The following is an 18,433-nucleotide window of genomic DNA, read 5'->3' on the forward strand; positions in this document are numbered from 1 at the left end:
CCACCGTGGTACCAACTGTATTTCAGGAGGGTATAATTATGAAAAACACACACAGAAACCTCTGGTTTGTTTCTGCTCTTGCAGTTCTTCTGCTTCTCGGAGCCGCTGTGATCCCCGTGACCGCAGACTCTCCCGCATCAGCCGAAACACTCTTCAGCATTCCGGGAAAGACAACGCTTGTATCTCTCTCGGACAATGCTGACGTAGCCGCCTACAGTACCACGCCGGACTACGGTCCGCTGAATATCCCGTCGGCACTACTCCCGCAGACAAATGTTCGGAGTGCAACTCCGGCTTATCAACTGGCATCCTTTGACAATGTTATTCCGGTACGATCGAATACCGTATCCCTGCCCATCACTCTGTATGGTCAGAGTTACACCATTCCACTTACCCGTATGACCTTTGAATCCATTGATGACGGCATTGACACCTATCAGGGTACTGTTCCGGGCATTGCTGACTCACTTGTCATTGTCACCGTTGCAGATGATAACCTCTTCTATGGTTCCATCACTCTGCCCAATGACAACATCGAGATTTATCCGGTACAAAACTACAACTACACCCAGATAACACCGGCCCCGCTCCACATCATCTACTCGGAAAACAGTATTCCGGAACCTGCGGAAAGCGTCATGATCAGCTCCGGCAGATCCTCCCCGATCACAGAAGAACAACTTCTTGCCGCAGCTGCATCCTCCAAGAATGCGAAGGCACTTGCCGTTGTTGGCTTCCTCGTTGGTACCGATGAAGAGTTCTATTATCAGGAAGCTAACTGGATTGGACGTGTCCAGCAGCTTTTAGGTACTATCTCTTACGCCTACGAAGACTCCCCGGTTGGTGTGGCATTAGGTGTTTGTGCATACGACTCAAGCATGATGAGCGTATTCTCCAACGATCCCCGTCAGGTCACCGATCCTCTCGCCTTAGCAGAAGAAGTGTACTGGGATTATTTCCTTGAACAGAAAAATGCCGATCTCGCTTTATACGTAAGCGGCGTTGATGCAAATGGTGTACTCATTGCAGAAGGTACCACCTTTCCCAAACGGTGGGCATGGGCACAGATGGTTGATGATGATGACGCAACTCATGTAACAGGCACACTTCATGCGCAGAGATATGCCGCCATCAATGCACTGGGCTATACGTTTGGTGCAGACCCTGCCTATGCCTATGTTGACAGCAGTGTCGCAACCGTCATGTACAACTACTATACCAGTTCCAGTTACAACCAGCTCACCTTCTCCACCTCGGTTTCAGGCCGTTATGGTGATGCAAACCATGACAATGCAGCAAGAATTTCAGCGAACAAGGTTGCAGTAGCAAACCATGTGTGAGGCTTTTTCGGAGGATATCAATCATGTCATCCAAACATCACTCACTCCTCACCATTTTTCTCATCATCATTATTGCATGCTGTTGCGTTCTCGGTCTCTGCTACCTGATCTACGGACTGCCCGCAGCACCGTCCGGCTATCAGACACCCACACCATCCGCAACCCCGACCCCGGCACCGGAAAAAACCGTGCCCGACCTCTCCGAAGTCCCCTTCGCCATTGACGGGCACACCACCATCCTTCCCTACATGGACGTTGACAGCCCGGAGTTCCGCAAAACATACGGCACCTTAAACATCCCGGCAAAGATCGACGAATACATCCTCCTTACCTTTGACCAGCCGGTTACCAGCTATGATGACGCCATCGCCCTTGACTTCACCATCTACGGCGAACCGTATCACCGCATCCTCAAAAAAGCAAATTACGGCAGTGATACCGAATACATCATCTACGAAGGCCGCATCAACACAAGCGATCCTGCAACCACACTCACCATCGTCTTCGGCCCGAAAAACGACGTCTCCGTTGACTTCCCGTGGAACGGATCCATCATCGAATGCAAACCCGTTCTGGATCGAACCCACGCAGATGAAGCCGACACCCTCCTTCACGCCGTCTATCTCGTCCCCGGAACCCCTCCGGAGATCGACTGGGACTCCCTGACACCCGAACAGCGTGCACTCGAAGAATGGCTGCTGCGGCATAACGACCCCGACTTCGTCCACCAGTACGAAACCAAACTCACCCTCCACCCCTCCTACGGAAGAGAAACAGAAACAGGAGCAACCATCGTCACCTTCACCGAAGCTGACATCCAAAACGTACCTGAACTCCAACCCTTCCTCACCAATCAGAATGCAGCAGTCATCCTCAACAGAACCACCTATGACGAAACAACCTATGAACGCACCGTCCGCTCCAAATTCATGCAGGACAGCCGCACCTTCATAGAAATCAACGGCAGCTACTACACCATGACCGCCGTAACATACGAAATCACCCCGTGGGGAAAACTCTAACCTTTTCCCCCCGAAAAAAGAATCAGAAAAAAAACCAAACAATCTTTTTTTATCCTGATCTCCTTGGATTCCCCCCTCCATTCTCTCGCCAAAGAGAAAGACAGAACATAACCCTCTGGCAGAATCGCTCCTTGCAGATACAGAGAATGTACAGATGACGGCCCGCCAACATTTTTCGATTCTTCAACCACCTGTAACCGGCATGCCGGTTACAAAAATTCCCGATAAAAACTCTTAAAAACGGAAATATCAGAATATCCAAAGACATCCGCAAATCTGTAACCGCTGTAACCGCAAAAACAGTACTCTCTACAAAAATCCAACAAAAACTTACAGCACAGTACCAAACCACCGGTTACAAAAATAAAAAAATTCCAAAAACACTTTTGAATCCAAAACAAACCAACAAAAACGGATGAATTTGTAACCGCACCTATCGGTTACACCTCCCGCTCCTGCAAAAAACAAAAAAAGAACAGGTACCGCTCACTCACCGTGCACGGCAGGCCCGCGTAATCGAACTCCCCGCCATGAAAAGATCCTGCTGCGTCAGCACAACCGTCTCCTCATCCGTCTCAATCGTCAGCTTCCCGTCCGCCGTAATCTTCCCGATCACCTCATACGACAACCCGCTCTCCTTCAGGAAATACTCATCCGAAAACGTCACCAAAAACCTCCCGTACGTCTCCGAAAACAGCTTCGTCACCGCATCCCCCTTAATCGTCACCCTCGCCTGCGCCGCAAGATTCACCAGCGCATACAACAGACCGCCCCGCGTAATCGCCATCGACCCGCTCACCTGCGCCTTCTCCACCAGATCCCGAATAACCGGCAGCGCCGCAACACCGCCCACATCCGGCGCAGCCCCGCCGCACCCGGTAACCGCATCAAGCACTGAACCACCAAGCTCCGCCCGCGTCTCCCCCACAATCGCAATACTATCCCCCACATCCGGCCACTCCCAGCCGATCAGATCTCCCTTCCCGAACATCGCCATCGCCGGTGTCGGCCTCACACACGTTCCCTGCGCCTCCGACCCATTGTACAGCGAAACATTCCCGCCCACCACCGGAACATGCAGTATCCGGCACATATCGCCCATACCCTTCACCGCCTCCGAAATCTGCCACATAACCTCCGGATTCTCCGGCGACCCGAAGTTCAGATTATCCAGCGCACAGAACGGCATCCCCCCCACCGACACAATATGCGACGCAAGCTCCAGCACCGTATTCGCCGCCCCCGCATACGGATTCAGAAACGTATGCCGGGCATTACACCCGCAGGCAAGCGACAACCCCCTCCCCTCCACCTCAAGCACCGAATAAAACGGCGTCACCGCATACGTCCTTCCCTGTGCCTGCGAATTAAACTGGGACGCATGCATACTATTATCCGCAAGATCCGGATGCGACAAAACCGCAAGCACCAGCTCCCGCAGCGACCCCTCCGGCCGGACAAACGGCATCTCCGCCGCATACGGCCGCAGGGGGAACTCCCGCTCCGGCGCACCTCCGGCAAGCAGCTTAATCGGCAGATCACAAACCACCCCGCCCCCAAACTCAACCACAAACCGATCACTACCCATCGTCTCCCCCACCACCGCACACGAAAGACCATACCTCGCACAGACCTCCTCAGCCTCCGCAACCTTATCCGGATGAATCTCCGCAAGCATCCGCTCCTGCGACTCGGAAAGCAGAATCTCCGTCACACTCATCTCCGAATCCCCAAGCGGCACCGCATCCGCAAAAATCCTCGCCCCCACATCAACACACATCTCCGATGACGCACCGCAAAGACCCGCCGCACCCAGATCGCGGCATGCAAGAATCGTCTTCCGCTCAAACATCTCCAGCGTCGCCGCAATCAGATTTGCCTCAATCTCCGGATGTCCTTCCACACACGTGTTTGCAGCACCCTCCTCTCCCGCCTCCTTCGAAATATCACCCGACGCAAACGCCGCACCTCCCAGACCATCCCGACCCGTCTTTGCACCAAACAGCATCAGCTTCCATCCCGGCTTAAACGCCTTCCCGAACATAAACCGGTTCGGCTTCATCATCCCGAAACAGACCACATTAATCAGGGGATTACCGGAAAAACTCTCATCAAACATCTGGTATCCGGAAAGAACAGGCACATTAATCGTATTACTATAATCAGCAGCACCCGCAGTCGCATTCCGGATCAACCACTTCGTCCGCTCCTCAGCAAGATTTCCAAAATACCAGGGTGCCTGAATCCCGACAGGTTGTGCCCCCATCGAAATCACATCCCGGACGATACCTCCGACACCGGTCGCCGCCCCCGCATACGGATTAATGTAACTTGGATGATTATGGGACTCCATCGCAATTGCCAGAACCGCATCATCCGAAAACTTCACGATTGCCGCATCATCGCCCGGCCCGATAATCACATCCTCCCCCGTCGTCGGCAGCGTTCGCAGAAACTTTCTCGTAGAACGATAACTGCAGTGTTCGCTCCACAGATTCTCAAATGCAGCCGCCTCAAGCGGTGTCAGCTCCCGTCCGAGAACGGATCGGATATAAACCTCATCATTTTCTGCCAGCATAACGTACTCTCTCTATTGATCGCCTGCAAAGAAAAACACCTGTATGTAGTAGTATGACACCAGAACTTTATGCCTCCAGCACCAACATGTAGTACTATGGTTGATTCATATGAGGATATGCTGAAATCGGCGTACTCGGGGATGTCTGAGCCGACAGACACCGGCGAGCGGTTCATCATGCCCAAAACCAAGATCTATATCGAGGGCAAAACCACCGTTCTGGAAAACTTCACCGACATTGCCGGCATGCTCAACCGCGACAAAGACCACTTCATGAAGTTCATCTTAGGAGAACTCGGAACCGCGGGAAAAATCGACGGCAACCGTGCCGTCTTCAACGGAAAGTTTGAAGAATCACAGTTTGAAGCCATCGTCACCACTTACGTAAATGACTATGTCATCTGCTCTGAATGCGGTCGTCCGGACACCAAACTCGTCAAAGATGATCGTGTCCAGATGCTTCTCTGCGAAGCATGTGGTTCCAAACGCCCGATCAGAAAACGGAAAGCGAAGACCGAAATCCAGGGTCCGGCAATCGAAGAAGGCAAAGAACTGGAAGTTCACATCGAATCCATCAGTAAGAAAGGCGACGGTGTTGCCCACGTCGGCAAATACATTCTGTACGTCTCCGGAACCAAAGCCGGCCAGAATGTCAAAGTGCGGATCACCAGAATCTCCGGCTCCGTTGCATTCACGCAGAAAATTCTCTAAAATATCTGCTCCGGTAAAACTCCCGGCAACAATCTTTTTTTGAAAAAAATATACGCATCCGACTCATCATTGCTCCGGACACAACCACACGAAACACCACCCGGCACACATTTTCCAAAAAAAAAGTTTTCACATTCCAAAAAACTCCAGCACCATCTTTGCAAACTCCGTCGGGTAGAGATCATGCATCCTGTGTGTCCCGCCGGCAACCAGTTTCAGCTCTGCATGCGGAATCATCCTCTCCATCTCATGTGCCACATCAGGATGCATCAGAAAATCCGCATCTCCAAACAACAGAAATGTCCGGCACGAAACTTCACCAAGCCTGTCCATTGAACCTGGCCATGTTGCAATTGCACATGCACCTGCCCGGAATCCTTTCGTATGCCACGGCGCAATCATGCACAGAGCCTGAAGCGGAAGAACACAGCGGTTCATCAGATGTGCCCGGTATGACGACTCCGGTCCGTAATCGGTTGCAAACAGCATCAGCTTTTTCACCATCTCCGGATGTACCACCGCAAACTCCTGGGCAATCATCCCGCCCATCGAATGGCCAAGCAGAAAAATCTCTGAAAACCCTTCCGCCTCCACCACTGCATGCACATCTGCTGCATACTGTGCAATCGTCATCTTCTGGGGCGGTATTGATCCCATTCCGGTCAGGCCAAGACCACGATTATCCGGCAGAATCACACAAAACTCCTTTGCAAGCATCCGGATAATGGACTCCTTCCAGTCCCTCATCGAATCACCAAGACCACTGACGATCACCAGCGGTGTTCCGGAACCAACAATCCGGTACGCAATCCTCGCATCATCCGATCTCGCGTACCGTATCTCATCAAGCATCGTTTCAAAAAAGTATTATTATCATCGTATCCCATAAACCTGCGTGTATGAGATACGGGCAGACTCTGTCCGGCTCAGTTTTTCAGACAGCCAAGCAGATCATCACATCTTGCCGAGATGCGGTCGCATGCCTCACGGATAACCGTAACCGGATCCTTCTTGGACCCTTCCTTCATCGTAATGAACAGTTCCGGATCGGAAAACTGATACTCAATTACATACTTTGCCACATCAACTTCGGGATCCGTCAGAATCTCCTCGGTCAGTGTATTCATAAATGTGTGTCCTTCCCCTTCAAGACTCAGCCGTATCTTGCTTTTCTCGAGCTCGATGATCTTCAGCTTCATGCGGGTTACTATTTGGCGGACGAGACTATATAGATGCCGTCAGTACCCGGGATTTGTTTTGGGACAAGTATTATATGATCACATATCCTATGTATTAGAGCACTCAATTTAGTGGAGCGGTGTGTCGGACATGTTTCCGAACGTTCGCACAGGAATCACTCCTGTGGGAAGTGGCACCGCGAGTGTCGAAAACACAACGAATCGTCAACGGTTCTTGTGTTGCCTGCAGCAATGCAGGAAAGATGCGGAGTTCTCTGTAGACGTAGCCAAGCCTGGTATGGCGCAGGTTTGCTAAACCTGTGTCCCCCTGGGACTCGAGGGTTCAAATCCCTCCGTCTGCGCTTATTCCAGGGATGCAACATTCCCTGAAACGTTCAGGAGTACGAAGCGCTCATAATGTATGAGACTTATCTCTCCACTGAGAGGCGACTATCATGGTTGAAGAGTCAGAACTGAAATATTTTGTGCGGATCATTAACACTGATCTGGACGGTACCCAGCCGGTACAGCTTGCGCTGACCGGAATTAAGGGCATCGGCCTCCATGCCGCACTCGTCATCTCCCGCCGTGCAGGAGTCGACACCCACGCAACAATGGGTCTCCTTGCAGACGAAGATGTCGCGCGCCTTGAGGAACAGGTACTTGCATACCCGACCTCAGTTCCGGCATGGATGGTCAACCGCCCGGTAGATGTGTACTCCGGAGTTCCGAAGCACCTCTACGGCAGCGACCTTGCACTCGCAAGAGAAGACGACATCAACCTCATGAAAAAGATGCGCTGCTATCGCGGCATTCGTCATGAGAACGGCCTGAAGGTACGTGGTCAGGGTACCAAGTCCACCGGACGGTTCGGAAAGATTGTCGGTGTTTCCAAGAGGCGGAACTAATTCGAGGTGAAAAAGAATGGGATATCCAGGAAAGAACACCAAGACGTACTCCTCCCCGAAACGCCGCTTTGAAAAGTCGCGTATCGAGAGCGAGCGTGTACTCGCCATCACCTACGGTCTTCGTAACAAACGCGAGATCTGGAAAGCAACCGAAGTCCTGCGCAAACACCGCGGAGGAGCCCGTGAAGTGCTTGCAATGATCTCTGCCGTTGGCGAGACCCCGAAAACCGTCGCACGCCGCGACGAACTGATCAACACCCTTCAGCGCTACGGCATGATCGGTGCAAACGCCGCAATGGATGACATTCTCTCCTTAAAAGTTGAGGACGTCCTTGAGCGCCGTCTGCAGACCATTGTCTACCGCAAGGGTCTTGCACGCAGCCCCAAACAGGCACGCCAGTTAATCACCCACGGTCACATCGCCATCAACGGTCAGCGTGTGTCTGTCCCGAGCTACATGGTGTCCGTCGCAGATGAAGCAGGCATTGCATACTATGCAACCTCCAGCCTCGCCGACGATGCAAACGGTGAACGCCAGCGTATTATGAATGTGAGGGCGTGAAAACAATGGCAGAAGCAAGCGAAAAATGGGGCATTGCACATATCTTTGCCTCCTTCAACAACACGATCATCACCGTCACCGACCTGTCCGGTGCAGAAACCATCTGCAAGAGCAGCGGTGGTATGGTCGTCAAGCAGGCCCGCAATGAATCTTCCCCGTATGCAGCAATGCAGATGGCGATCAACATTGCCCAGGCAGCAAAGGAAAAGGGCATCACCGGACTTCACATCCGTGTCCGTGCGCCCGGAAACGGAAAGCAGCGCTCTCCGGGACCCGGAGCACAGGCCGCGATCCGTGCACTTTCCCGTGCAGGTATGCGTATCGGCAGAATCGAAGATGTAACTCCGGTACCGCACGACAGCATCCGCCCAGCGGGTGGCAGAAGAGGCAGGAGAGTCTGAATGGATCTTGTATTCAGCAGGCTCGATGACTCTGTCGCACGGTTTACTATCAGCGGAGCGACTCCGGCATTTGCAAACGCCCTCAGACGCTCTATGATCGGCGAGGTACCAACCCTTGCCATCGAAGATGTTCGCATCTATGACAACACCAGTGTTCTCTTTGATGAGATCCTTGCGCACAGACTTGGACTTGTTCCGATTAAAACCGACCTGTCCCAGTTTGTTCCCCGCAGCGAATGCACCTGTGAAGGTGTCGGCTGCCCGCAGTGTACGGTTACCTTCACCCTCAGTGTTGAAGGACCGGGCATGGTCACCTCCGGTGATCTGATCTCTATGGACCCGCGCACCGTTCCGGTGCACAACAACATTCCAATCGTGAAGCTCTGGGAAGGTCAGAAGGTTGTTCTGGAAGCCACCGCCGAACTCAACACAGGTCTTGAGCATGCCAAATGGCAGCCGACTCTCGCCTGCGGATACAAAGAGTTCCCGGTAATCACCATCCACAACAGTTGCGACGCCTGTGGAAAATGTGTTGCCGAATGTCCCCGTGACGTTCTCGAAGTATCCGACAACATTGTCCACGTCCGCGTAGTAAACGGCGAAAGTAAAGTTAAAGACTGTTCCATGTGCCGTCTCTGTGAGACTGCATGCATGAACACCGGAATCGGCGAAAACCCCGCTATCACCATCGGTGCCGACAGTACGAAGTTCATCTTCGTCGTCGAGAGCGACGGTTCCCTGCCGGTCAAAGAGATCATCGAAAGAGCACTGCTGCATATCAAGTCACGATCCACAGACCTGACTGATGCATTACAGGACATATCCACGGAGGGACTGTAAATGAATAAGACAAACCCCCGCCTCGAATCCTTAATCGGTATGCTCAAGCGGGCATCCCGGGAAAACGAGGCTAATATCTGGCGCGAGATTGCCGGACGCCTGAACACGTCCAGCAAAAACTACGCTGAGGTTAACATCGGAAAGATTAGCCGCTACGCAAAAGAGAACGAGATCATCCTGGTCCCGGGCAAAGTCCTGGCAGCAGGTGTGATTGCCGCACCCGTCAAGGTTGCCGCACTCAACTTCTCCGACGCCGCGCGTGAAAAAATCATGGAAGCCAACGGCACCTGCATGACAATCGAAGAGCTTGTCGCCGCAAATCCGAAGGGCAGCCGCGTCCGGATCCTGAGGTGAACTGAAATGGTAACAGTTATTGATGGAGAGAATCTTCTGCTCGGCAGAATGTGCAGCCTTGTTGCCCAGCGCATTCTTGCAGGCGAAGAGATCGCTATTATCAACGCCGAAAAGGTCATCGTCTCCGGTTCCCGTGCGATGATCATGGAAGAGTACTATGTAAAGCGCGTTCGCGGTTCCGTTGAAGGCGGTCCGTTCTACCCGAGACGCCCGGACCAGATCGTTAAACGCACGGTCCGCGGTATGATTCCGTACAAAACCCGGCCGGGAGCAGCAGCATTCCGCCGTGTCAAGGCCTACGTCGGTGTTCCTTACGAGCTGAAGGATGCCGAGGCAGAGGTTCTTGAAGCCGCACACCGCAACCGGTTAAGCAGCGCACGCTACGTCACCGTTGGCGCAATCAGCACCAACCTTGGAGCAAAGTACTAAGAGGTGGAAAAAGATGAAGATCATTAACACCAGTGGTAAGAGAAAGACGGCAATTGCACGCGCTACCCTCAGAGAGGGTAAGGGCAGAATCCGTATCAACTCCGTTCCGCTCGAGGTCTACGGCAGCGAGATCATTCGCATGAAGATTTCCGAGGCAATCGCTCTCGCACCGGGTGCAATTGACAACGTCGACGTTGACATTGATGTCTCCGGCGGCGGCGTCATGGGTCAGGCAGAGGCCGTTCGTACGGCACTCGGCCGCGGAATCCTGAACTGGACAAACGACCCGCACATCAAAGAGGTTTACCTCAGCTACGACCGTACGCTTCTTGTCAACGATTCCCGTCAGAAGGAAGCCAAGAAGCCGCATGGACGCGGTGCACGTGCACGGTTCCAGAAGTCGTACCGTTAACTATTGCTTTCAGAACACATGTTCTGCAAGGGAGTGAGTTTCTCACTCCCATTTGCAAAACAACAGATTAATAACCTTAGAAGGATAACTAATGATACCAGTTCGATGTTTCACCTGTGGAAAGGTAATTTCCACGGCATGGGAAGAATATCAACAGCGTAAAGCTGCCGGTGAAGATCCGAAAGACATTCTTGACTCTCTCGGACTTGAGCGGTATTGTTGCAGACGCATGCTTCTCTCGCACAAAGAGACTGTTGATGAGCTGTATCCCTACACGTGATGCATGATGATGCGGGGTCGTAGGGTAGCCTGGACCATCCTATTACGTTCGGGACGTAGTGACCTGAGTTCGAATCTCAGCGACCCCATTTTTCCATTCTTTATGTTTTATGGATGTGATTGCCAATGATATACACTCGTTATGAACGGGCCAGGATCATCGGTGCGCGTGCTTTACAGATTTCGATGGGTGCGCCTATTCTTGTCAGAACCACAAAGATCGATCCGCTTGAGATCGCTCTTGTTGAGTTTGACGAGAACATGGTCCCCATCACTGTCAAGCGCCCCGCCGGTGCCAAAATAGAGGTACAGTAATATGACCACCATCGACGGAATTATCCTGCGGAGAATTCTTGACAGCCGCGGTAATGAAACCATTGAAGCGGAAATTCTGACTGCCAGCGGAGGATACGGTCGCGCATGCGCACCAAGCGGTGCCTCGACCGGTATCTACGAGGCAAAAGTCAGACCCTGTGCGGAAGCAATCGCCGATGCACAGGCACGGCTGATTCCGGAACTGATCGATCTCGATGCTCAGGATCAGCGTACCTTTGATGAGACACTGCGCAACGTGGATGCAACCGAGAACCTTTCCGGCATCGGTGCAAACATTGCGGTTGCACTCTCTCTTGCAAATGCAAAAGCCGCAGCATCCGCTCTCAACATGGAACTCTTCCAGTACCTTGGCGGTGCATTCGTCGATCAGACGCCGCTTCCGCTCGGTAACGTGATCGGCGGCGGTGCCCACGCAGTGGACGCAACCGACATTCAGGAGTTCCTGATTGTCCCGACCGGCGCAGCAACCGCATCCGAAGCTGTCTTTACCAACGCCCGCGTGCACAAGACCATCAAGGAGATTCTGGTCGCGCGCGGAAAAGGCTGCGGCAAAGGTGACGAGGGTGCATGGGCACCACACATCAGTGATGCAGAGGCATTCGAAATTGTCGCAGAAGCGGTCAGCAAAGTGCAGGATGAAACCGGAATCGAAGTCCGGATGGGTCTTGACGTTGCAGCTTCCGAGATGTGGAATGCCGATCTTGAGCGGTATGTGTATAAGAATGCAAAGCGCACTACTGAGGAGCAGATCGCATACATTGCCGAGCTGGTGGATCAGTACAACCTGATCTATGTAGAGGATCCGATTCAGGAAGAGGACTTTGCGGGCTTTGCGCAGATGACTGAAGAAGTCTGCGGCCGCGACACGCTTATCTGCGGGGACGATCTCTTCGTCACCAATGTGGAGCGCCTCGAAGAGGGCATTGCTCTTGAGGCAGGAAACTGCGTCTTAATCAAGCCCAACCAGATCGGAACCCTGACCGACACGTTTGAGACGATTCGTCTTGCCCATGAATACGGGTATGAGACCGTCATGAGCCACCGGTCCGGTGAGACAACCGACACCACAATCGCACACCTTGGAACTGCATTCAACTGCTGTTTCCTCAAATGCGGAGTTGTTGGCGGCGAGCGTATTGCTAAATTAAATGAACTTATAAGAATTGAGGAGCATTTCTAAAATGACCGACAATGAACTTGGAATTGAACTGACCGAACCATTAGTATCCGTGGAAGAGTATCTGGCAGCCGGTGTCCACATCGGAACCCAGCAGAAAGACGATGACATGAAGGAATTCATCTACCGTGTCCGTTCCGATGGTCTGTATATCATTGATATCAGAAAGACCGACGAGCGTATCAAACAGGTGGCAAAGTTCCTTGCACGCTATGAGGCACCGAAGATCTTCGTGGTCACCTCCCGTCAGTACGGCCAGTATCCGGCACAGAAGTTTGCCGACACCATTGGTGCACTCTCCCACGTCGGCCGGTTTATTCCCGGTACGCTCACCAACCCGGTACTCCCGAAGTACGTCGAACCGTCGGTTGTCGTGGTCACTGACCCGATCGGAGATGCACAGGTTATCACCGAGGCTGTCCAGTGCGGCATCCCGGTCATCGCACTCTGTGATATCAACAACCAGACCAACAACGTCGATCTCGTGATCCCGACGAACAACAAAGGTCGCAAGGCACTCTCTATGGTTTACTTCCTGCTTACCCGTGAGGTCTTGAAGCAGAAAGGCATCGTGTCCTCCCTGACCTTTGAAGACTTTGAGTCTGAGTTCTAAATCTCTCAGATACCATCTTTTTTTGTAACTTTCCTGATTCAGATTTTATGGAAATCTCTGATGCCGCGAAAAGAGTTCGCTGGATTTTTTTCAGGAACATAGGAGCAGGTGGATGTGGCTCCTTCAGACAAAATCAGAATCCGATACTTTTTCCGAAAAATTTCGACACAGACCATCAGGAACCCCTCCAGACCGTCTGACCCGGTCCCGCACGACGCAATCATTAAAGCCCTGCCAAACCAACACATAACCACCTTCATACACCAATCCGCAATATCTCAATAGTATCTTTCGCGGATCGGCGGACGAAATCTTTGGTTACGGCGTAAAACCCGTTTGATATCCATGAAAATAGAGGAATACCCTGCCGCCGGTACGGCGGATGCAGGCTGTCGGCATGCTGACCTTGCGGGAATGTTTTACCCGAAGGCAGCAGAGGAACTGAAAGCCCTGCTTGATGCACTCTTTTCATCGACGGTAACGTCTGTAACCTCTCCGTACGGTGTGTTGGTTCCGCACGCAGGATACATCTACTCGGGAAGATGCGCTGCGTGCGCTTATGCGAAAATTCCCGAAACATTTTCCGGTACGTTCGTGGTGATCGGCCCGAGCCATGCAGGTTGTATAACTGCAACTGCAGATCTGGTCTGGGAAACACCGCTCGGCCCGGTTCTGCCGGACGAATTACTCGCTGCCGCACTGACTGCTGTGGGCATCCCGAACCGTCCCGACCTCCTGCGGGTGCAGGAGAACTCGCTTGAAGTGCAGATGCCCTTCATCCGCTACCGGTTCCCGCAGGCAAAAGTTGTGCCTGTACTGCTTGGTGATCAATCTCCTGCCGAGGTTCGCCGCGTGGCGGCTGCACTCGCACAGGCAATTGATGTGGTGCATGCAGACGTCGTGATTATTGCTTCCGGTGACGGCTCGCATTATGTACCGGCTGCTGTTGCGGAGCGCGACGACCTGACGGTTCTTGCAGCTGCGGCGAAACTCGATGTACAGGCATTTTATGAAAAACTCATCGAAATAAAACCGTCCATGTGCGGCTACGGCTGCATTGCGGTACTGATGCTCGTCGCAAAACAGCTTGGTGCCCGTGAGGCCAAAGTGATCATGTATCAGACCTCAGGTGACGCAACCGGCGACAGCCGCGAAGTCGTCGGCTACGCAGCAATGGAGGTTGTCTGATGGCAACATGGAGCGCGCCCGGCAAAGTCTTCCTCTTCGGTGAACACGCTGTGGTGTACGGAAAGCCCGGCATTGCAATGGCGATCAAGCCCCGCGTCATGGTCACCGTCCGCGAGTCACGTTACCACCAGAAACCCAACTCTCCCTACATCGCCGAATGCTTCCGGCTGATGGATGTCAAGGGAAGTGTGTATGTCAGATCCCAGCTTCCGAGTTCCTCGGGACTCGGATCGTCTGCGGCGGTAACTGTTGCAACGCTGTGTGCAATCAACGACGAGTTCGGTCTGGAAAAGACCCGCGCCGAGATCGCCGATCTCGCCCATCAGGTGGAGATGTCCGCACAGAACGGCCGTGCCAGTGCGACCGATACCTATGTCTCCGCCTTTGGGGGCATGGTGCTTGTTCGCGGCAGCGAAAAGCGCCGTCTTCTGCCGCCACAGAACTTCTCGCTCGTTATCGGCAACACACTTGTCTCGCACAGCACGTCGGAGATGGTCGGAAAAGTAGCGGAACTTCGCAAACATTCGCCGGATATCGCGAACCCCATCCTTGACTCCATTGCGGCAATCACCATGCGGGCGATGTACAATCTGGACAACCAGAAGGAACTCGGCAGCCTCATGAACATGAACCATGCACTGCTGGATGCCCTTGGCGTCGGTCATCCGGTTCTCTCAAAACTGGTTCTTGCCGCCCGCTCCGCAGGAGCACACGGCGCAAAAACCACGGGAGCCGGCGGCGGCGGATGCATGTATGCCATCTGCTCCAAGAGTTCACGCAACCGCGTTGCCGGAGCCATCGAAGGATGTGATGCACGCGCCATCATCACCACGATAGACACCGAAGGTGCACGGAAGGAAAAAGATGAGTGAAATTACCGTACTCAAACTCGGCGGAAGCGTTGTCACAAAAAAATCCGAAACTGGTGTAATCGACACCGCCCGGATTCGTGAACTCGCTGCACAGATTGCACCGGTCGCAAAATCCGTACCGCTCGTCATCGTCCACGGTGCAGGCTCCTGCGGCCACCCGGAGGCAAAGCAGTACCGCATTCAGGAAGGCGTCACAAAATCCAACGCCGAAGGAATCGCCGTCACCCACTTTGCCGTCCGGAGGCTGAACGAAGAGTTTGTATCACTTCTCCGTGCCGAAGGTGTTGACGCGGTCTGCATGCATCCGTTCTGCACGAGTCTTGCAAAGGACGGCCGCCTTGTCTACTCCGGCGAGGAACAGATCAAAGCACTGCTTGCGCTCGGTGTTGTGCCGGTTCTGCATGGTGACGTGGTGATGGACACCGTTCGCGGAGCCTGCATTGTCTCGGGCGATCAGATTGTCCCCGCGATGGCAAAGGCTCTCGGTGCCACCCGCGTCGGTGTTGCAACCGACGTCCCCGGTGTTCTTGCCGAAGGCCGGGTCGTTCCTGCAATCACCCGCGAAAATGTCGGTGCAATTGATCTCGGGTGTTCCGCAAACACGGACGTCACCGGAGGAATGCGGGGAAAAGTTGAGGAGCTTCTGCTGCTCGCAGATGCCGGCATCCCGTCGCACCTCTTCCACATCTCCCGTGTCATGGACTTCCTGCAGGACCATGATCACGGCGGAACAATTGTTCAGTAACGAAAATCATGACAAAAGAGAAACTTACCTCATCACGCAAGATGGATCATCTGCGTATCTGCAGCCAGACCGACATTGAGACAGGATCAACACTCTTCGACGATGTGCATCTGGTTCACTGTGCCCTGCCCGAATGCGACATGGATGCAATCGATCTCTCGGTTGAGTTTCTCGGAAAACGTCTCGCATCACCGCTGTTCATTGCGGCGATGACCGGCGGCCACCCGGACACTGCAGAGGTCAACCGTGTTCTGGCAAGTGCGGCAGAACACTACAAGCTTGGTATCGGAGTCGGATCCCAGCGTGCGGCTCTGGAGAAACCGGAACTGGCGGATTCATTTGCCATCGTCCGTGAGACCGCACCGCATGCGTTCGTCTGCGGAAATCTCGGTGCGGTTCAGCTGGTGGAGCACGGCACGGAATGGGCGGAACGTGCGGTCGAGATGATTGACGCAGACGCTCTCTGCATTCACTTAAACTTCCTGCAGGAGGCAATCCAGCCGGAAGGTGATCACTCCGCCGTCGGATGTCTGGATGCCGTCCGGCAGCTGTGCAAAGACGTGAAGTTCCCGGTAATCGTCAAAGAAACCGGAAACGGGATATCCCGTGAAGTTGCAGCCAGACTCTGGGATGCCGGAGTCTCCGCCATTGATACCGGCGGTATGGGTGGAACATCATGGGCGAAAATAGAAGGAATCCGTGCCAATGAGCGCGGGGCTGCCGGTGATAAAGCACTCCGGGAACTTGGTGATTCTCTCCTTACCTGGGGAGTTCCAACCGCTGTGAGTGTTTTTGAGGTAGCCGGGACCGGAACCGGACCCGTAATCGCAACCGGCGGGCTGCGGTCGGGTCTTGACATCGCAAAAGGAATAGCTCTCGGAGCGACACTCGGGGGTATGGCTCTTCCCCTGCTCTCTCCTGCTCTGTGCGGCGAGGAGGAAACATGCAGAGCCATTGATGCAGTGCATTACCAGCTTCGTGCGGCAATGTTTCTGACGGGCTCTCCCAATGTTTCTGCTCTTCAGCATGCAAGAACGTATATCACAGGAACACTGCGGGAAATGATCGGGCAGCAGCCAAATATGCGCATGTCCTAAGGTCTGAAAAAATTCGGAGAAATACAATGGTTGACATAGAAGTCATCGCCGTCGGCGGATACAACGAGGTCGGAAGGAATATGACCGCGGTCCGCGTCGGCAAAGAGATCGTTATCTTTGATATGGGTCTGTATCTTGACCCGATCTCAGGAAACAACAATGTAGAAATGGAGAATATGCACTCGCTGGATCTGATCCAGATCGGTGCAATCCCTGACGATACCGTAATGAACTCGGTTGAGGGTACGGTCAAGGCGATCGTTTGTACGCACGGTCACCTGGACCACATCGGTGCTGTCCAGAAACTTGCCCACCGGTACAACTGTCCGGTGATTGCAACACCGTACACAACCGAGCTGATCAAGCAGCAGATCGAGGGAGAGCGCAAGTTCTCGGTGACGAACAAGACGTTTGCACTCAAAGCAGGCGGTAAGTACACCATCTCTCAGCATTTAACGCTGGAGTTCGTCCGTGTCCAGCACAGTATCATCGATTCCATTATGGCGGTGCTTCACACACCGGCGGGCTGTGTGGTGTATGCAAACGATTTCAAGCTGGATATGACGCCGGTCATCGGCGAGGCCCCGGATCTTGCACGCATGCGTGCGATCGGCAAGGAGGGTGTGAAGGTTCTGATTGTTGAGTCGCTGAATCTGGATGATCGCGGCTATGCACCGAGCGAACAGGTTGCCCGTCTGCGGGTGCGGGATGCGATTACGCGCTGTGAGGATGATAAGAATGCGATCATCGTCTCGACGTTTGCCTCGCAGATTGCAAGAATCAAAACCATCACCGAGTGTGCCCGTGAGATCGATCGTGTCCCGATTCTTCTGGGAAGATCGATGGAGCGGTACAACGGAACTGCCGAGATGATGAAACAGGTTGCGTTCCCGCAGGGGACGAGCATCTACGGCAACCGTAAGACGACCGACCGGATGCTGCGCCGTGTGGCAAAGGAAGGAAAGGAAAAGTTCCTGCTGGTGGTTACCGGTCATCAGGGAGAGCCGGGGTCCATGCTGTCCCGTATGGCAGCCGGTGATACGCCGTTTAAGATCGAGAAGGGCGATAAGGTAATGTTTTCGGCAAACATTATTCCAAATCCCGTGAACTATGCCCAGCGTGCGGAGGTTGACCGGCTTCTGCTGCGTCAGGGCGCAAGAATCTTTGACGGTCTTCACGTGACGGGTCACGCGTTCTATCAGGAACATTATGATCTGGTTTCGATGCTGAATCCGGAGCACATTGTTCCGTCCCATGGTCCGTTTGAGATGAAGGGCGGATATGTGACGCTTGGCCGTGAGTTCGGTTACACGCTGAACAAAGAGATTCACATTATGCAAAACGGAGACCGTCTGGTTCTTCCGAAATAACCAAAAAATTGAGAGTGTGTA

General features: G+C 53.4%; 22 protein-coding genes and 2 tRNA genes. 21 read left to right on the forward strand and 3 right to left on the reverse strand.

The window, feature by feature from the left end; translation table 11 throughout:
• Positions 1-38 precede the first annotated feature (38 nt).
• Complete coding sequence (locus O0S10_RS05190) at positions 39-1,340, forward strand: hypothetical protein (protein WP_268924841.1); 1,302 nt, start codon at positions 39-41, stop codon at positions 1,338-1,340.
• Between the two features lie 23 nt (positions 1,341-1,363).
• A complete protein-coding gene (locus O0S10_RS05195; protein ID WP_268924842.1) occupies positions 1,364-2,362 on the forward strand; it encodes a hypothetical protein in 999 nt (332 codons plus the stop codon).
• Between the two features lie 490 nt (positions 2,363-2,852).
• Here O0S10_RS05195 and purL read toward each other — a convergent pair whose 3' ends face one another.
• Positions 2,853-4,940 carry a phosphoribosylformylglycinamidine synthase subunit PurL gene (gene purL / locus O0S10_RS05200; protein WP_268924843.1) on the reverse strand — a complete coding sequence of 696 codons (2,088 nt, stop codon included), beginning with the start codon at positions 4,938-4,940 and terminating at the stop codon, positions 2,853-2,855.
• 96 nt (positions 4,941-5,036) lie between these two features.
• Between purL and O0S10_RS05205 the strand changes: the two genes are divergently transcribed.
• On the forward strand, positions 5,037-5,651 hold the full coding sequence (locus tag O0S10_RS05205; RefSeq protein ID WP_268924844.1) for a translation initiation factor IF-2 subunit beta: 615 nt from the start codon (positions 5,037-5,039) through the stop codon (positions 5,649-5,651).
• Between the two features lie 129 nt (positions 5,652-5,780).
• Here O0S10_RS05205 and O0S10_RS05210 read toward each other — a convergent pair whose 3' ends face one another.
• Positions 5,781-6,503 carry an alpha/beta fold hydrolase gene (locus O0S10_RS05210; protein ID WP_268924845.1) on the reverse strand — a complete coding sequence of 241 codons (723 nt, stop codon included), beginning with the start codon at positions 6,501-6,503 and terminating at the stop codon, positions 5,781-5,783.
• Positions 6,504-6,577: 74 nt separating this feature from the next.
• The gene (locus O0S10_RS05215; protein WP_268924846.1) at positions 6,578-6,850 is read right to left on the reverse strand and encodes a DNA-directed RNA polymerase subunit L; all 273 of its coding nucleotides are present in this window, start codon (positions 6,848-6,850) and stop codon (positions 6,578-6,580) included.
• Between the two features lie 256 nt (positions 6,851-7,106).
• Between O0S10_RS05215 and O0S10_RS05220 the strand changes: the two genes are divergently transcribed.
• From O0S10_RS05220 to O0S10_RS05305, 18 genes are all read left to right on the forward strand, one after another.
• Positions 7,107-7,191, forward strand: a tRNA-Ser gene (locus O0S10_RS05220).
• Positions 7,192-7,284: 93 nt separating this feature from the next.
• Complete coding sequence (locus tag O0S10_RS05225) at positions 7,285-7,737, forward strand: 30S ribosomal protein S13 (protein ID WP_268924847.1); 453 nt, start codon at positions 7,285-7,287, stop codon at positions 7,735-7,737.
• 16 nt (positions 7,738-7,753) lie between these two features.
• The gene (locus O0S10_RS05230) at positions 7,754-8,299 is read left to right on the forward strand and encodes a 30S ribosomal protein S4 (protein WP_268924848.1); all 546 of its coding nucleotides are present in this window, start codon (positions 7,754-7,756) and stop codon (positions 8,297-8,299) included.
• Positions 8,300-8,304: 5 nt separating this feature from the next.
• Positions 8,305-8,700, forward strand: a complete 396-nt coding sequence (locus tag O0S10_RS05235) for a 30S ribosomal protein S11 (protein WP_268922865.1) — start codon at positions 8,305-8,307, stop codon at positions 8,698-8,700.
• Positions 8,701-9,540, forward strand: coding sequence for a DNA-directed RNA polymerase subunit D (locus tag O0S10_RS05240; protein WP_268924849.1), 840 nt, complete (start codon positions 8,701-8,703; stop codon positions 9,538-9,540). It abuts the gene before it with no gap.
• Positions 9,541-9,894 carry a 50S ribosomal protein L18e gene (locus O0S10_RS05245; protein WP_268922867.1) on the forward strand — a complete coding sequence of 118 codons (354 nt, stop codon included), beginning with the start codon at positions 9,541-9,543 and terminating at the stop codon, positions 9,892-9,894.
• A gap of 6 nt (positions 9,895-9,900) precedes the next feature.
• Positions 9,901-10,323, forward strand: a complete 423-nt coding sequence (locus tag O0S10_RS05250) for a 50S ribosomal protein L13 (protein WP_268924850.1) — start codon at positions 9,901-9,903, stop codon at positions 10,321-10,323.
• Between the two features lie 13 nt (positions 10,324-10,336).
• Entirely contained in the window at positions 10,337-10,735 is a 399-nt protein-coding gene (locus tag O0S10_RS05255) for a 30S ribosomal protein S9 (RefSeq protein WP_268924851.1), read from the forward strand.
• 91 nt (positions 10,736-10,826) lie between these two features.
• On the forward strand, positions 10,827-11,015 hold the full coding sequence (locus O0S10_RS05260) for a DNA-directed RNA polymerase subunit N (protein ID WP_268922870.1): 189 nt from the start codon (positions 10,827-10,829) through the stop codon (positions 11,013-11,015).
• Positions 11,016-11,028: 13 nt separating this feature from the next.
• A tRNA-Pro gene (locus O0S10_RS05265) sits at positions 11,029-11,103 on the forward strand.
• 37 nt (positions 11,104-11,140) lie between these two features.
• A complete protein-coding gene (locus tag O0S10_RS05270) occupies positions 11,141-11,329 on the forward strand; it encodes a DNA-directed RNA polymerase subunit K (protein ID WP_268922871.1) in 189 nt (62 codons plus the stop codon).
• Position 11,330: 1 nt separating this feature from the next.
• Positions 11,331-12,530: a phosphopyruvate hydratase gene (eno, locus tag O0S10_RS05275; protein ID WP_268924852.1), complete on the forward strand. Its 1,200-nt coding sequence runs from the start codon at positions 11,331-11,333 to the stop codon at positions 12,528-12,530.
• 1 nt (position 12,531) lies between these two features.
• A complete protein-coding gene (rpsB, locus tag O0S10_RS05280) occupies positions 12,532-13,140 on the forward strand; it encodes a 30S ribosomal protein S2 (protein ID WP_268924853.1) in 609 nt (202 codons plus the stop codon).
• Between the two features lie 345 nt (positions 13,141-13,485).
• The gene (gene amrB / locus O0S10_RS05285; RefSeq protein WP_268924854.1) at positions 13,486-14,328 is read left to right on the forward strand and encodes an AmmeMemoRadiSam system protein B; all 843 of its coding nucleotides are present in this window, start codon (positions 13,486-13,488) and stop codon (positions 14,326-14,328) included.
• Positions 14,328-15,200, forward strand: coding sequence for a mevalonate kinase (mvk, locus tag O0S10_RS05290; RefSeq protein ID WP_268924855.1), 873 nt, complete (start codon positions 14,328-14,330; stop codon positions 15,198-15,200). Before amrB ends, mvk begins: the two co-directional genes overlap by 1 nt.
• On the forward strand, positions 15,193-15,945 hold the full coding sequence (locus O0S10_RS05295; protein WP_268924856.1) for an isopentenyl phosphate kinase: 753 nt from the start codon (positions 15,193-15,195) through the stop codon (positions 15,943-15,945). Before mvk ends, O0S10_RS05295 begins: the two co-directional genes overlap by 8 nt.
• Positions 15,946-15,953: 8 nt before the next feature.
• Positions 15,954-17,042 carry a type 2 isopentenyl-diphosphate Delta-isomerase gene (gene fni, locus O0S10_RS05300; protein WP_268924857.1) on the forward strand — a complete coding sequence of 363 codons (1,089 nt, stop codon included), beginning with the start codon at positions 15,954-15,956 and terminating at the stop codon, positions 17,040-17,042.
• A gap of 26 nt (positions 17,043-17,068) precedes the next feature.
• On the forward strand, positions 17,069-18,412 hold the full coding sequence (locus O0S10_RS05305) for an RNase J family beta-CASP ribonuclease (RefSeq protein WP_268924858.1): 1,344 nt from the start codon (positions 17,069-17,071) through the stop codon (positions 18,410-18,412).
• Positions 18,413-18,433: the final 21 nt, after the last annotated feature.

The sequence above is a fragment of the Methanocorpusculum petauri genome (assembly GCF_026891975.1).
Classification (GTDB): Archaea; Halobacteriota; Methanomicrobia; order Methanomicrobiales; family Methanocorpusculaceae; genus Methanocorpusculum; species Methanocorpusculum petauri.